The sequence below is a fragment of the Nocardia anocheti genome, assembly GCF_029675105.1.
Taxonomy (GTDB): domain Bacteria; phylum Actinomycetota; class Actinomycetes; order Mycobacteriales; family Mycobacteriaceae; genus Nocardia.
Window position 1 is genome coordinate 187,920 of sequence record NZ_JAQQFV010000012.1, and the last position, 14,764, is coordinate 202,683.

17 protein-coding genes and 1 pseudogene are annotated in these 14,764 nt (G+C 67.8%); 11 read left to right on the top strand and 7 right to left on the bottom strand.

The window, feature by feature from the left end:
* Positions 1–8: 8 nt before the first annotated feature.
* Positions 9–1,643, bottom strand: coding sequence for an ABC transporter substrate-binding protein (locus QC180_RS27705; protein WP_278265785.1), 1,635 nt, complete (start codon positions 1,641–1,643; stop codon positions 9–11).
* Positions 1,640–1,996, bottom strand: a complete 357-nt coding sequence (locus QC180_RS27710) for a hypothetical protein (protein WP_278265786.1) — start codon at positions 1,994–1,996, stop codon at positions 1,640–1,642. The genes QC180_RS27705 and QC180_RS27710 overlap by 4 nt, the downstream gene beginning before the upstream one ends.
* On the opposite strand from QC180_RS27710, the gene QC180_RS27715 reads away from it, so the two are divergent.
* From QC180_RS27715 to QC180_RS27735, 5 genes are all read left to right on the top strand, one after another.
* Positions 1,973–2,824, top strand: coding sequence for a LysR substrate-binding domain-containing protein (locus QC180_RS27715; RefSeq protein ID WP_278265787.1), 852 nt, complete (start codon positions 1,973–1,975; stop codon positions 2,822–2,824). The genes QC180_RS27710 and QC180_RS27715 overlap by 24 nt on opposite strands.
* 193 nt (positions 2,825–3,017) lie before the next feature.
* On the top strand, positions 3,018–4,352 hold the full coding sequence (locus tag QC180_RS27720; protein WP_278265788.1) for an LLM class flavin-dependent oxidoreductase: 1,335 nt from the start codon (positions 3,018–3,020) through the stop codon (positions 4,350–4,352).
* Complete coding sequence (locus QC180_RS27725) at positions 4,352–5,689, top strand: NtaA/DmoA family FMN-dependent monooxygenase (protein WP_278265789.1); 1,338 nt, start codon at positions 4,352–4,354, stop codon at positions 5,687–5,689. The genes QC180_RS27720 and QC180_RS27725 overlap by 1 nt, the downstream gene beginning before the upstream one ends.
* 10 nt (positions 5,690–5,699) lie before the next feature.
* Positions 5,700–6,743: an aldo/keto reductase gene (locus QC180_RS27730; RefSeq protein ID WP_278265790.1), complete on the top strand. Its 1,044-nt coding sequence runs from the start codon at positions 5,700–5,702 to the stop codon at positions 6,741–6,743.
* Positions 6,740–7,780: an aldo/keto reductase gene (locus QC180_RS27735; RefSeq protein ID WP_278265791.1), complete on the top strand. Its 1,041-nt coding sequence runs from the start codon at positions 6,740–6,742 to the stop codon at positions 7,778–7,780. The genes QC180_RS27730 and QC180_RS27735 overlap by 4 nt, the downstream gene beginning before the upstream one ends.
* Positions 7,781–7,787: 7 nt before the next feature.
* On the opposite strand, the gene QC180_RS27740 is transcribed toward QC180_RS27735, so the two are convergent.
* Complete coding sequence (locus QC180_RS27740; RefSeq protein WP_278265792.1) at positions 7,788–8,543, bottom strand: dienelactone hydrolase family protein; 756 nt, start codon at positions 8,541–8,543, stop codon at positions 7,788–7,790.
* Positions 8,544–8,745: 202 nt separating this feature from the next.
* Here QC180_RS27740 and QC180_RS27745 point away from each other — a divergent pair, with 202 nt between their 5' ends.
* From QC180_RS27745 to QC180_RS27760, 4 genes are all read left to right on the top strand, one after another.
* The gene (locus tag QC180_RS27745) at positions 8,746–9,111 is read left to right on the top strand and encodes a VOC family protein (protein ID WP_278265793.1); all 366 of its coding nucleotides are present in this window, start codon (positions 8,746–8,748) and stop codon (positions 9,109–9,111) included.
* A gap of 57 nt (positions 9,112–9,168) precedes the next feature.
* A complete protein-coding gene (locus tag QC180_RS27750) occupies positions 9,169–9,315 on the top strand; it encodes a hypothetical protein (RefSeq protein ID WP_278265794.1) in 147 nt (48 codons plus the stop codon).
* Positions 9,316–9,426: 111 nt separating this feature from the next.
* Positions 9,427–10,224, top strand: a complete 798-nt coding sequence (locus QC180_RS27755) for an SDR family NAD(P)-dependent oxidoreductase (protein ID WP_278265795.1) — start codon at positions 9,427–9,429, stop codon at positions 10,222–10,224.
* A 154-nt stretch (positions 10,225–10,378) separates the two neighbouring features.
* Positions 10,379–10,912, top strand: coding sequence for a TspO/MBR family protein (locus QC180_RS27760; protein WP_278265796.1), 534 nt, complete (start codon positions 10,379–10,381; stop codon positions 10,910–10,912).
* Between the two features lie 65 nt (positions 10,913–10,977).
* Here QC180_RS27760 and QC180_RS27770 read toward each other — a convergent pair.
* Positions 10,978–11,945 (bottom strand): annotated as a pseudogene (locus QC180_RS27770) (YihY/virulence factor BrkB family protein).
* Between the two features lie 94 nt (positions 11,946–12,039).
* Here QC180_RS27770 and QC180_RS27775 point away from each other — a divergent pair.
* Together QC180_RS27775 and QC180_RS27780 are read left to right on the top strand one after the other, a co-directional pair.
* Positions 12,040–12,444 (top strand): hypothetical protein, encoded by a 405-nt coding sequence (locus tag QC180_RS27775; RefSeq protein WP_278265798.1) that lies wholly within the window; start codon positions 12,040–12,042, stop codon positions 12,442–12,444.
* A 74-nt stretch (positions 12,445–12,518) separates the two neighbouring features.
* Entirely contained in the window at positions 12,519–13,166 is a 648-nt protein-coding gene (locus tag QC180_RS27780) for a dihydrofolate reductase family protein (protein WP_278265799.1), read from the top strand.
* Positions 13,167–13,294: 128 nt separating this feature from the next.
* Here the strand turns inward: QC180_RS27780 and QC180_RS27785 are convergent, their stop codons facing one another.
* The 3 genes from QC180_RS27785 to QC180_RS27795 all read right to left on the bottom strand — a co-directional run bounded on the left by QC180_RS27785 (position 13,295) and on the right by QC180_RS27795 (position 14,688).
* The gene (locus QC180_RS27785; protein WP_278265800.1) at positions 13,295–13,732 is read right to left on the bottom strand and encodes an actin-binding ADF family protein; all 438 of its coding nucleotides are present in this window, start codon (positions 13,730–13,732) and stop codon (positions 13,295–13,297) included.
* Between the two features lie 113 nt (positions 13,733–13,845).
* Complete coding sequence (locus QC180_RS27790; RefSeq protein WP_278265801.1) at positions 13,846–14,052, bottom strand: DUF4287 domain-containing protein; 207 nt, start codon at positions 14,050–14,052, stop codon at positions 13,846–13,848.
* Between the two features lie 159 nt (positions 14,053–14,211).
* Complete coding sequence (locus QC180_RS27795) at positions 14,212–14,688, bottom strand: DUF6326 family protein (RefSeq protein WP_347567361.1); 477 nt, start codon at positions 14,686–14,688, stop codon at positions 14,212–14,214.
* Positions 14,689–14,764 lie beyond the last annotated feature (76 nt).

Sequence of the window (14,764 nt, forward strand, 5' to 3'; positions counted from 1 at the left end):
CCGTCCTCCTACCCGATCCAGGTGTCGTAGAGCCACGTCCGCGCCGTGGACTCGGTACTGAATCCGTGCACGTTCGGCGCGAGGCCGAACACCTGGGTCTCGTCGTAGAGCGGGATCGCGTACGCCTCACCGAAGACCCGGTCCTCGATGGCCTGCACCGCCTTGGCGCGGGCGGCGGGATCGAACTCGAACGCCTGCGCGCGGACCAGTCCGTCGAGGACCTGATCGGGCACCGGTGCGAAGAACTCGTTCTGGGCGGTGCTGTCGAACGCGGTGCGCAGCACGTCGGCCTCGGCGCGCGAGGTCTGGCCCTGCACCAGCGACCAGGTGTCCGGGCGGGAATTGCGGATCGACTCGTACTCGGTCTGCGACACGCTGCGGATCACCAGCTCGACACCGGCCTTCTTCCACTGCGACTGCAGCAGTTCGAGCACCGGCTGCGACACCTGATAGAACGGGGCCACCCACACCTCGAACTGCAGGCGCTTGCCGTCCTTGGCCCGGATGCCGTCGCCGCCCTTCCGCCAGCCCGCGTTCTCCAGCAGCGAATTCGCCTTGGCCAGGTCGTAGTTCAGGTATCCACTCGCGTCCCCGCGATGGGGTGTGCCCGCGACCAGGATGGAGGTCGGAATCGGATAGCTGGGGGACAGGACCGTCTGATTGATCTCGGCGCGGTCGGTGGCGGCCTGCAGTGCCAGGCGGACCTCGCGTTCGCGGATCGGCGAGTCCGAATCCAGTTGCGCCGACAGCTTGTTCGTCTGTCCCTGCACCGGGAAGGCGAGGATGCGGCCGCCGCTGGCGGTCACCGTCTCCTCGTCGTAGGGGGTGATGTTGCGGGCGATGTGCGCCTCACCGGACTGCAGCGCGCCGACACGGGTCCCCGCCTCGGGCACCGTCTTGAACACGACCCGCTCGAGATAGGCCTTGCCCTGGTGTCCCGAACCCGTGGGCGCCCAGTTGTAGTCCTCGCGCCGGGTGAGGGTGATGCCGGAATTGCCCTCGACCGAGGCGACCACGAACGGGCCGGAACCGATCCAGTTCTTCGCCTGCCCTTGGCCGTTGAGATCCTTTTCCAGGAACGGCCTGGCCAGAATCGAACCGGCGCGGTAGAACGAGGCGACCTGCAGGAAGCCCGCGTTGGGCTTGGTGAAGGCGACCTCGACGGTCAGCGGGTCGATCACCGTGGCCGACCGATAGTCGGAGAAGAACCGGTCGGGTGGGATGCCGAGGGCCTTGTCGCCCAGGGCGTGCTGGTCGTAGTTGGCCTTCACGATCGCGGCGTCGACCGGGTCACCGTTGCTGAAGGTGACGCCGGGACGCAGCCGGAAGGTGTACGTCAGCTTGTCGGGACTGATCTCCCAGGACTCAGCCAGCCAGGGCTTGATCTCGCCGGAGGCGGGATCCTGCCAGGTGAGGCGCTCGGCCAGATTGTTGGCGACCTGGCTGTTGGACCAGATCGAGTTGGTCGGCAACCAGGCCGTGTACTCGATCGGGTCGTAGAAGGTGAGCGTGCCGCCGAACACGGGGTCGCCCGCGGCCTCGCCCGGCGCCGACGAGCCGCCACCGCAGGCGGCCAGCGCCGACGCGAGTGCGATGGCCGCGGTGCCGGAGGCCAGGAGTCTGCGAAATCGGATATTCCTCATTGCGGTGGTCGATCTTTCGTCGGAGAGGATGGTGCTGCGTGCACTCCGGAGATTAAGCCCGGCGACCACGCATTCCGCGATTTCGGATCGGCAAGAATGACTGCACCGATTTCGTAGTCCACCTTCACGATCCGACGTGTGCCGCGGACGGCGTCGGTCGCCCGAACGGCGTAGCGCGACTGCACAGAATCGCTCTGATCGTAAGGATTTCCTGGAATGTCACCGATGCGGATCATGAGACATCCGGATGACAACCGGTCGAAGCGAGGAACGCAATGTACGACATCCGCCGCCTTGTCCTGTTGCGTGATCTCGCGGAACGAACCACCATGACCGCGGTCTCGGAACTGCACGGAATCACCACCTCCGCGGTGTCGCAGCAATTGCGCATCCTGGAGGAGGAGGTGGGTGCCGTGCTCACCCGCCGCGAAGGTCGGGTGCTGCGCCTGACGCACGCGGGCCGGGTACTCGTCGACTACACCTCGCGCGTCATCGCCGCCCTCGAGGAGGCCGAGAGCGCGGTGGCCGCGACCGCGGAAGCGATCACCGGGGTGCTCACCCTGGCCACCTTCCGCACCGCGCAGACCCGGCTCGCGCTGCCCGCCGCCGCGAAGCTGATGACCGAGCACCCCGGGTTGCGGGTGCGGGTGGTGGACATGATGCCGGTGGACTCGGTACCCGCGGTGCGTCAGCAGGAGGTCGACATCGCGATCACCTACTCGTACTCCTTCCGGTCGCGTGATCTGCCGCTCGGGTTGTCCTCGGAGTTCCTCTTCGGTGACCCGCTGGTGCTGCTCGCCCCACCCGGCCTGCGGGAACGAGCCCGCCAGTCGGGCCTGGCGGCGGTGCGCGACGCGGACTGGATCACCGCCCGCGACGGCGCGCCCTCGATCGTGTCGGTGATGTACGCGTGCCGCGAGGCGGGCTTCGCGCCGCGGATCGAGCACCGCAGCGGCAGCTTCGCCGGGATGGCCGAGATCGTCGCGCACGGGCTGGGAGTCGCGGTGGTGCCGCAGATGTCGGTGCCGCCGCAGTACCGGTCGCTGATCGCCTGCACCATCGCCGACGGGTCACGTCAGGTCGGCGTGACCTATCGGCAGGCGTCACTGGAACGGCCCGCCATCGGGGCGGCCATCCGCGCGTTGCGCGGTATCGATGTCCCCGAACAAATGGCGTCGTAGACCTTCGAGAAAAACTGAACGAATCCTGTAGACCGGCTGTCTTGTTCGGCGGCACGGACCGTTCCGATACTGACTCGCAACTATTCGTTCCGCACCCCCGGACGCCATTGTCCGGCGAATTCCGGTGGACCGCACAGATATGCGTTCGACCGCCTTCGGGGGGTCCGGACCTGACCAGGAGAGTGACACCCGCATGACTTCCGTGCACCTCAACGTCAACATCCTCAACGCGGGCGTGTTCGGCGGATCGTGGCGCTTCCCCGGCACCGATCCGGCCGCGAGTTTCACCCTCGACCACTACGTGCGGATCGCCCGGCGTGCCGAGGAGGCCGCCTTCGACGCGATCTTCCTCGCCGACGGTCCCGCCCTCCGCGACGACATCCGCTACCGGCCGTTCAACAGCCTCGAACCGACCGTGATCCTGGCCGCCGTCGCCGCGGCGACCGAGCGGATCGGCCTGATCGCCACCCTCTCGTCGAGCTACAACGACCCCTACGACGTCGCCCGCCGCTTCGCCTCGCTCGACCTGCTCAGCGGCGGCCGGACCGGCTGGAACGTGGTCACCACCGCGGGCGCCGACGCCGCCCGCAACTTCGGTTTCGATGCTGAACCGGCCCACGCCGCCCGCTACGAGCGCGCCGCCGAATTCGTCGAGGTGGTGCGCACTCTCTGGAACAGCTGGGAGCCCGACGCGCTGGTCGGGGACAAGGCCACCCACCGTTTCGCCGACCCCGCCCGCATCCACGCCGCCGAGCACCGCGGCCAGCACTTCGACGTGGCCGGAGCGCTGAACGTGCCCCGCTCGCCGCAGGGCGAACCGGTGGTGGTGCAGGCGGGCGCGTCGAAGGACGGACGCGCCCTGGCGGCCCGGTTCGGCGAGGTGATCTTCACCGCCGCCCAGACCGAGGACGAGGCGGGGGAGTACTACCGCGACGTCAAAGCCCGGGCGGTGGGCTATGGTCGCCGCGCCCAGGACGTCCTGGTGCTGCCCGGGCTCTCGACCGTGATCGGGTCCACTGAGGCCGAGGCCACCCGCCGTCGTGAATTGCTGGCCGAACTGGTGCCCCCGGAATACGCGCTGGACCGGCTGGCGACCCAACTCGGCGTGGAGCGCGACGATCTCGTCCTCGACGGTCCGCTGCCGTGGCATCTGCTCGCCGATCCCGACGAGGCGGGCGGGTCGCAGACCTTCTACAAGATCGCGCTCGGGCTGGCCCACCGCGAGAACCTCACCGTGCGCCAGTTGCTGCGCAGACTGGGCGGCGGCGCGGGACACCGGATCGTCACCGGCACACCGGAACAGATCGCCGACGCCATCGTCGACTGGGTCGACAAGGGTATCGCCGACGGCTTCAACCTGATGCCCGATGTGCTGCCCGGCGGTTTCGACGACTTCGTCGACGGTGTCGTGCCGATCCTGCGCGCACGCGGCGTGTTCCGCACCGACTACGAGGCGACCACCCTGCGCGGTCACCTCGGCCTGCCCGTCCCGGCCTACCGGGGCACCATCGCGGAAGGAGCTGCCTGATGGCACGCGGACTGCATTTTCTCGTCAATGTCGGCAGCGCGGGCTATCACCCGGCCGCCTGGCTAGAACCCGGCCTGCCCGCCGACGCGTTCATCCAGCTGTCGCACTACCAGCGGGTGGCCGCCGACGCCGAACGCGGCGCCCTGGACGGTCTGCTGTTCCCCGACATCCCAGTGCAGCAGCCGGGCATCGCCCGCGCGCCCGCGGCCACCCTCGATCCGATCCTGCTCACCTCGGCGCTGGCCGTGTCGACCGAGCGGATCGGGCTGATCCCCACCGCCACCACCTCGCTCAACCTGCCGTACAACCTCGCGCGGCGGATCCTGTCGCTCGATCATGTGAGCGGCGGCCGGGCTGGCTGGAACGTGGTCACCACCTTCGAACCGAACGCGGCCCGCAACTTCGGCATCCATGATTTGCCCGAGCGCGACGAACGCTACCGCCGCGCGAGCGAATACGTCGGCCTCACCCAGAAGCTCTGGGACAGCTGGGAATCCGACGCGGTGATCGGTGACCAGGACGCCGGTGTGTTCGCCGACCCCGATCGGGTGCACGCGGTGGACCATCGCGGCGAGTTCTACTCCGTCGCCGGACCGCTCACTGTGCTGCGCTCACCGCAGGGCCGTCCCGTCCTGGTCCAGGCCGGAGCGTCCCCGCAGGGTCGCGCGTTCGCGGCGGCCCACGCCGAGGCGATCTACACGACGCAGCTGAGCCTGTCGGCCTCGCGGACGTTCTCCGACGAGATCCGTTCGGCCGCCACCGCTTCCGGCCGCGACGGCGCCTCGATCCGGATCCTGCCCGGTCTGGTCCCGGTTCTCGGCGCGACCGAGGCCGAGGCCCGCGCGCGCTTCGACGCGTTGCAGGCCCGCCTGCATCCCGACAGCGCGCCGGTGCGTCAGCTCGCCCGCTGGCTCGGCTATCCGGACGAGGACCTCGACCTCGACGCCCCGCTCCCACACCGACTCACCACCCTGCCCGAAGGCCGGATCGGTCCCCAGGGCTTCTTCGCCACCATCACCGGCTACGCGCTCGAAACCGGTCACACCGTGCGGCAACTGCTCACCGAGTTCCTCGGCGGGCACCGGGTGGTCATCGGCACCCCGCGCACGGTCGCCGACCACATCGAGCGGTGGTTCCGCCACGGCGGCGTCGACGGGTTCACCATCATCCCGGCGGTCCTGCCCGACTACCTGACCGATTTCGTCGACCAGGTCGTCCCCGAACTCCGCGCACGCGGCCTGTTCCGCCACGGCTACGAGCACAGCACCCTGCGCGGCCACCTCGAGGTCCCCGTTCCGGCGAACTCCTTCGCCACCGTCTCCGCCACCGGAAAGTGACAACCACCCCATGACCTCTCGCTACCTCGGCCACACCGGCGTACTGGTGAGCCCACTCACCCTGGGCGCCATGAACTTCGGCGCCTGGGCAAACCCCAACCACGACGACGCGGCGACGATCATCCATCGCGCGCTCGACGCGGGCATCACCGTCGTCGACACCGCCGACGTCTACTCCCAGGGAGAGAACGAGGAGATCGTCGGCAAGGCCCTGCGCGGTCGCCGCGACGACGTGGTGCTCGCGAGCAAGTTCCACGGCCGGATCGGCACCGACCCCACCCATCGCGGCAACTCCCGGCGCTGGATCATCCGCGCCGTGGAGGACTCGCTGCGTCGCCTCGGCACCGACCACCTCGACCTCTACCAGGTGCACCGCCCCGACCCGGATGTCCCGATCGAGGAGACACTGCGCGCCCTCGACGATCTGGTGCGCGCGGGCAAGATCCGCTACTACGGCACCACCACCTTCGAGCCGCACCAACTGGTCGAGGCCCAATGGGTGGCGCGCGACCGCAACCTGCGGCGCCCGAGCACCGAGCAGCCGCCGTATTCGATCCTGGCCCGCGGCGCCGAACGCGCCACCCTGCCCATCGCCGAACGCTACGGCCTCGGCGTGCTCACCTGGAGCCCCCTGGCCGGTGGTTGGCTCTCGGGCCGCTACCGGGCGGGCGAACAGGCTCCGGTGTCGAGTCGGCTGGCACGCCAACCCCACCGGCACGATCCCGAGTTGGCCGCCAACAAGCGCAAACGGGCCGCCGCCGAGGAGCTGGGCAAGCTCGCCGACGACGTCGGGCTCTCGCTCGTGCACCTCTCGCTGGCATTCGTGCTGCAGCACCCGGCGGTGAGCACGGTCATCATCGGTCCCCGGACTCTCGCGCAATTGGAGTCCCAGCTCGGCGCCGTCGACGTGCGCCTGAGCGAGGACATCCTCGACCGGATCGACGAGATCGTCGCCCCGGGAACCACCCTCAGCCCCGCCGACGAAGGCTATCTGCCGCCGTCGCTCACCGACGCGGCCACCCGTCGCCGCCCCACGATCGGAGCCACCCGATGAGCCTGTCCGACCTGCGCGTACTCGGCCGCACCGGCGTCCGGGTGAGCCCGTTCGTCCTGGGCACCATGAACTTCGGGAGCCGCGGCGGCACCACCCACGAGGAGTCCGTCGCGCTCATCCACCGCGCGCTCGACGCCGGGGTCACCGTGGTCGACACCGCCGACACCTACTCCCGGGGCGAGTCGGAGATCATCGTCGGCAAGGCGCTGCGCGAGCGCCGCGACGAGGTCGTGCTGGCCAGCAAGTTCCACAATGCCGTCGACGACGACCCCACCCACCGCGGCAACTCCCGGCGCTGGATCATCCGCGCCGTGGAGGACTCGTTACGTCGCCTCGGCACCGACCACCTCGACCTCTACCAGGTGCATCGCCCCGAATCGGTGACCGCGCTCGAGGAGACCGTCGCCACCCTCGACGACCTGGTCCGGGCGGGCAAGATCCGCTACTACGGCACCTCGGTGTTCTCCCCCGGGGAACTGATCGAAGCCCAGTGGATCGCCGACCGGACGAAGGCGAATCGCCCGGCCACCGAACAGGTTCCGTACTCGCCGCTGATCCGCGGCATCGAACGCGAGACCTTGCCGATCGCCCGCGCCTACGGCCTGGGCGTGCTCACCTACGGCCCGCTCGCCGCCGGTTGGCTGTCGGGTGGCTACCGCCTCGGCGCGCGCCAACCGTCCTCACACCGGGCCGACCTGATCCCCGGCAGATTCGACATCGAGGCGCCCGCCAATGCCGACAAGCTCGCCGCCGCCGACGCCCTGGCCGCCCTCGCCGAGGAATCGGGCCTGACCCTCATCCAGCTCGCGATCGGGTTCGTCCTGGCCCACCCCGACGTCACCGCCACGATTATCGGCCCCCGCACCGGCACCCACCTCGACACCTACCTCGCCGCGGCCGACATCACCCTGACCCACGACATCCTGGACCGCATCGACGAGATCGTCCCGCCGGGAACAGTGTTCGCCGAGCGTGACACCGGCAAGATCCCCGACGCGCTGGCCGACCCGGCGCTCCGCAGAGCCGGGCGGAGGTGACGTCGGCTCAGCGCAGCACGCGCGTGAACAACGTGGTCAGCTCGGCCCAATGCCGGGCATCGGCCTCGGCGTTGTAGATGTCGGTATCGGATTGGGTGAAGCCGTGGGAGGCGCCGGGGTAGACCTCGGTGCGAAAGGTGATACCCGCTGCGGTGAGTGCCGCGTCGAGACGCTCGATCTGGTCGGCTGGTAGTCCGGGATCTGCGTCGGCGTGGGCGAGGTAGACCTCGGCGGCGATCCTGTCCACGACGGTGTGCGGGCTGGTGGGCTCGTCCGTGGCCAGCCGACCACCGTGGAAACCGGCCACCGCCGCTACCCGGTCGGGATGGGCGGCGGCGGTGTGCAGCGCGTTGCGGACGCCCATACAGTACCCGGCGAGACCGACCGGGTTGCCGGTGGTCAGCGGGGAGTCCGCCAGCCACCGCAGATACGCCCCGGCGTCGGCGACGACGAGGTCGGGTGTCAACGCGGTCAAGAGCGGACGCAGCTGGCCGAAGATCTCGCCGCGCTGATCGGCGCCGATGAAGTCCGGGAGATCGACCACCGGCGCGGAACCATGGCGGTACAGCACATTCGGCACGAGCACCGTGAAGCCGAGGGCGGCGAGGCGTTCGGCGTCACGGTGGACCGAGGGCCGCGGCCCGAACGCGTCGGCGAACACCAGCACCGCGGGGTGCGGCGCGCCGTCGTCGGGATGGGCGAGAAAGACATCGGCGGCACCGTCGGCCGCATTCACGTCGAATACGGCAGTGCGAACCGCCATGATGCGCCTCCCTGAACTGGTCGAGTTTGCGCATACCCTACTGACCACCCGGCCGGTCAGCGGCGCCCGGCGCGGCCGGACCCAGCGTCTCCGCACGCAGCGAATTCAGCGCAGCCGAAGCAAATTCGCCCGGCCCCGCCGTGGCACGCCACGACGCGAAATCCCCTCGCTTCGCGCAAGCCTCCGCCGATATCGTCGCCCCATGGTGTCGACCAAACAGATCCAAGTCACCTTCGACTGCGCCGAACCCGAACGCGTAGCCCACTTCTGGTCCGAAGTCCTGGGGTACGAGCACCGAGGATCAGCGTGCGTCGACCCTGCGGGAGTGGGCCCACGCCTGTTCTTCCAGCGCGTCCCCGAGGGCAAAGTCGTGAAGAACCGCGTGCACATCGACGTCCGCGTCGGCACCGGCCTCGTCGGCGACGAGCGAGTAGCCGCCCTCGAAGCCGAATGCACCCGCCTGCAAGCACTCGGCGCCACCCGCGTACGCCTCCTGCTCGCCGACGGCATCGAAGAGTCGTGCCTGGTCATGCAAGACATCGAGGGCAACGAATTCTGCCTCGACTGACCGGAGGGCACCGAAAACCCCTCGTGGATTCGCCGTCGCCGTGGTGGGATCCACACCGTGAAGGTCAACCAGTACTCGTATTTCTCGGTGAAGAGCACCGAACTGTCGGCCGTGGAGATCGCCGCGAGGCTGGGCATGGAGCCGGACGAGGTGCTCGTCAGGAGGGGTCGTAATCCCGAACGGGGGGTGACGGAAAATAGCTAGCTGGTTCGTCGGTTCGGCAGCCAGGCTAGAGCATTGTTCGCGATGGGTTGGATATCGATCAGCTCGAGCGGGATCAGGTGACGAGGCGGGCCGGGTTGTTAACGTCGGAGCGTGGATCTGGGACTGGATGGAAAACGGGCGATCGTCACCGGCGCGAGCAAGGGAATCGGGCTCGCTGTCGCGCGGGGGCTCGCGGCCGAGGGAGTGGATCTGGTCCTGGCGGCACGGTCGGCGCAACCGCTGATCGCCGCGGCACAGGACATCGCCCGGCAGTCCGGGCGGCGGGTGGTCGCGGTACCGACCGACACCGGTGACGACGACCAGGTCCGGGACCTGGTGGCGCGCGCCGTCGCCGAACTGGGCGGCGTGGACATCCTGGTGAACTCCGCGGCCGCCCCCTGGAGCGCGGGCGCGGGCGGCGATCTGCAAGCCACGACCGACGACGTGGTCCGTCGGGAAGTCGAGATCAAGGTGCTCGGCTACCTGCGAACGGCCCGCGCCGTCGCACCCCAGCTGGTGGAGCAGGGCTGGGGCCGGATCATCAATATCAGCGGACTCGGTGCGCGCCAGGCCAATTCGATCGGCCAGACCATCCGCAACGTGAGCGTATCCGCGCTGACCAAGAACCTCGCCGACGAATTGGGCCCCCACGGCGTCAACGTGACAGTCGTCCATCCAGGACTCACCCGCACCGAGCGACTCACCGAACGCCTCACCCACCAGGCCGAACAAGACGGCGGCGAGGTGAGCGAGCTGGAAGCACAGCTGGTCAAGAACTCGATCCGCCGAATCATCGACGCGAGCGAGGTCGCCGACGTGGTGACATTCCTGGCCTCACCCCGCAGCGTCGCCATCACCGGCGACGCCGTCGCGGCAGGCGGCGGCGTCCCGGGACCGGTCTACTACTGACGCGCGTCGATAACCAGCGGTATCGGCCCAGTACCTGACGACGACGCGTCGCCGAATCCCCACGCGTGTCCGCCCGGCGCGTTCTGGGCGGCGTTCCGCGACGCGACGACGCACTCGCTGTTTCCCCGTGGTCCGCCGGGGTAAGGCCGCGGATATGAGCGAATTTCCAGCACGCGGCGACTTCGCCCGGCCTCGCACACTGGCTGTCACGGCGCTCCTCGCCGCGTCCGCCGCGGGAGTCGGCTCGCTCGCCGGGCAGGGGGCGCGATCGGCCTGGTACCGCGCCCTGCGCAAGCCTGGATATCAGCCGCCCGCGCCGGTGTTTCCGCTCGTGTGGACCGCGCTCTACGCCGATATCGCAGTGTCCTCGGCGTACGCGGCCGACCACACCACGCAGCGAGATCGGACCGCATACCTGCGTGTTCTGGCCGCGAACCTGGCGGTCAACTCCGCATGGAGCTGGATCTTTTTCCGAGCCCACCGCACCGGCGCCGCCGCGCTCACCGCAGGCGTGCTCGCCGCGAGTTCGGCGGATCTGACACGACGGACTCTGCGGGTGGACCGGCGGGCAGGGGGTGCGCTCGTGCCGTATGCGGTGTGGTGCCTGTTCGCGACGGTGCTGTCCACCGATATCTGGCGACGCAACCGCCCCTCCACGCCGGGTACACGACGTGATGTGACGCGATAGCCCCTGGTGCTGGTGGCTCATACCTGCGGTCGCGTGGAGCCCCCCGGAGGTAGACAGTCCGCGTCCTATTCGGGTTCTTCCCGCGGGGGTAGGACAGGTTCCTGCTCGGGTGGCTGGCCCTGTTCGATGCGTTTGCCACGCGCCAGTTCGGCGTTGAATTCCGCACCGAGCAGCACCGCCACATTGCCGATCCACAACCACACGAGGAACGCGACAGCACCGGCCAGCGAGCCGTAGACCTTGTTGTAGGAACCGAAATTGGCCACGTAGACGGTGAAACCGGCCGAGGCGATGATCCACAGCAGCACCGCGAGCACGCTGCCGGGGACAACCACCGGAACCCCGGCTGCTGTGCGTTGGGCGCGGCCCAGTACAGCAGGGCGATCGCAAGACTGACCAGAACGGCGAGAACCGGCCACTTGACGATGTCCCAGATCAACACCCCGACCGAACCGACCCCCAGCTGTTCACCTGCGGCTTCGGCGAACCTGCCGGTGAACAGCACACCGACCACGCACAGCGCGATCAGCAGCACCATCACCGCGGTCAGCCCGACACGCAAGGGCAGCGTCTTCCAGAGGGGACGGCCCTCGTCGGTGTCATAGACGGTGTTTGCGGCTCGAATGAAAGTGCCGATGTAACCCGACGCTGTCCACAGCGCGGTCACCACGCCGATGATCGCCAGCGGACCCGCCAGAGAACGCGAGCCCTGGAGTTCCCTGATGGCGTCGACGAGCAGATCGGTCCCCGGATCGGGGCCCAGCTGCTCGATGGTCTGAATGAGCGAGTCGGTCGCCGAGGGCTGGAGCAGCCCGAGGATCGCGGTGAGCACGATGATCCCGGGAAACAGCGACATCACACTGTAGTAGGTGAGCGCGGCCGCCCAATCGGTCACATTGTCGTCCCTGAACTCGGTCGTGGTGCGGCGCAGTACACCCCACCACGACCGCCCCCGCAGCGCCGAGGGGCCCTCCGACCAGCTCCGCGGCGGTGACTCGCGCTCGACAACACTCTCGGCCATCCCACATCTCATTCTGATCGGAGGCCGACTACCCGGTGCCCCCAGGGGGCAAACAGGCCCGAATGCCGATTCGGGCCATCAGCGCGAGTTGGTCCATCCTGGGTGAATGGATCCGGATTCCCTGGTGGAGATCCAACTGACGATGGCCGAGCGACTGCTCTTGCGGCGAGGATTGGGAGAATGGTTCGGCCCGGCTGGGTGCACCGAGGAGCTGGCGGTGGCGATGGATTTCCTGAGCGTGGCCGATCTGCTTGAGCAGGAGCGGCGGATTCGTTCGGCACTGGAAGCGAGCGAACCGCTGAGCGGCAGAAACTGGCGACGTGCGTTGGTCGCGACCGAGTTCGTCTTCGCCAGCGATGTCTTCGGGTCGGGAGTCGAGTGGTCGATCACCACCGGGCTGACCGATGAGGAGACGATCAAGATCCTTCGTCGTCTACAGCGCAAGCTGGCCCGTGCCGTACCCGAGGCGCTCTACAGCCACCGTCGAACTGTGCGGCCGTCGGAACGGTAGATACCGGCACTGATATGTCACACCACGGGAGTAGGTTCGCAACTACTTGACCGGTGCGATCGGAAGGGTTCGGAATGGTTCAGCGAGTGCGGGTGCAGAATTTCATGTTGTCGGCCGATGGGTTCGGGGCGGGCGAAGGGCAGAGTCGGGAGCGGCCGTTCGGGCACGCCGATCCGTCGAAGCTGGCGTCCTGGGCGGGGGCGACAGCGCACTGGCCGAATCGTTCGGAGCCGGGTGGCAGTGAAGGGCTCGACGACTACTTCACGCGCGACTTCCACAACAATATCGGCGCGGAGATCATGGGCCGCAACAAGTTCGGGCCGCAGCGTGGACCGTGGGAGAACTTCGACTGGCAGGGTTGGTGGGGTGACGAGCCGCCGTTCCACACTCCGGTGTTCGTCCTCACCCATCACCCGCGACCCTCGTTCACCTTGGGCGACACTACTTTTCACTTCCTCGACGCGTCACCGCAGGACGCGCTGAAGGAAGCGTTCGTGGCTGCCGACGGCAAGGATGTGCGAATCGGCGGCGGCGTGGCCACGGTGCGGGAGTTCCTCGCGGCCGACCTCATCGACTCGCTGCACTGCGCGATGGTCCCGGACGTGGTGCTCGAGCGGGGCGAGCGTCTCTGGCAGACCCCGGATGAGCTGACCGACCGGTTCCATCTGGAGCGGGTGCCGAGCGCGAGTGGCATCGTCCATCATTTGTTCTGGCGGAAGTGAGCTGTCCCGCAGCCACCGGATCCGAACAGGGCGTCGACGGACCGACCTCGGACAGGGACGTGTCCGAGGTCGGAATCGACTATTCCGTCGATGAGGGCTCTACCAGCGAAAACCGGCCCAAGGGAGTGTCAGAGGTACTTCTTGACGCTGTCGAGCACGTAGTCGTATTCGAGCTCGGAGACATCGGTGACGTTGAGGTGGATGCCCACGCCGACCAGAACGCGCCGGATGGCCTCCTTGCTGCTGGCGTACATCATCTTGCTCTTGATCGTCGCGGTGTCGGGTGACCAGCTGATGAAGACGACCTTCGAGGTCGGCCGCCCGTCGCTGGTCGTGACTTCGAGGTCGACGAGTGCGTAACGGCACTGGTCCTTGATCACGGACAAGGTGTTGTAGAACGCGTCGTAGGGCTCATCGAGGGGGCCCGTGGACTCGATGACGATCTGCGAGTCGTTGTCGATCTTGTAGATGAAGTACCGGAAGTCGAACGGTGGCCGCTTGAGCTTGAAGTCGTTGAACTGCTCGACCACCTGGTCGTGCACGGTGACGCCTGCTGCCGATGTCATGAGAGATGTTCCTTTCGACTGCAACGGAGGGGACCATGCTCGCGTCGGGCGTGAAACTACCCGAGTTGTCTTGGCGGCGAGATTGTTTCACGCTCCCGTGCAGGTCAGGACTGTTACCGGCTTTCTGCCCGCGTGTGCGCGACCAGGGCGTTGGCGTGGCCGTGGCCCAAGCCATACTCGGACTTCAACCAGGTGACGAGTTCCATGTGCTTGATCAGCGGCGACATCCGGATGAGGTCGATCCACTCCGCGATCGGGCGACCGTATTTCTTCTCGATGGCGGGGAAGTAGCTGGCAGGGCCCTTGGCCGGTGCGGTCATGTCGTGGTCTCCGATCGGTGATGGTGAGTAGGTGGCGGGAGCATCTTGTCGGTCTTCATCGTTGTCTCCTCATCGGGTGATCCTGTGCGTTCAGACGGGCCGAGCGGAGTGGATTCATCGGTCGGCACGGAGCGTTGGAATCCGCGCTGATCGAGGCCCTCACGAGCTGAGCACGTCGGTCTTCGGCGATGTGCCCGCGCTCGGGGACGACGCCGTGCGCGGCCACGTCCAGGCGGACCGCAGGATGAAGACGAGGAGGATCACTTCCAGGACGATGCCGAGACCGTAGAAGTACAGCCAGGACTCGCCCATCGCGTTGAATACCGTCACCGGGACGTAGAGCGAAGCCACGACGAGGTTCGCGACGCGGGTCACCCTGGCGGGCAGCGTCATCGACAGCACGACCATGAAGATCGGGACGGCCATGAGGGTCAGCGCGGTGGTCGAAAAGGTCTGGGAGAGGTCGAATTCGAAGACCTTGCCGTCGAGGATTTCCTGGATGACGCCGGGCGTGAAGAAGTTGAGAATGTCCACGTAGGCGTACAGGAACATGACACTTGTCCACGCCGCGGCGAGTCTGACTCGCACCGGGATCGGCTGGTCTTCGAGTGTGGTGGGTCGAGGTGTTGTCATCATGGGCTCCGTTGTGGTGCGGATCGGTAAGACCACGATCGCTGAGCACGGCGGTCGGATCATCGGCCCGGAGGCCGGA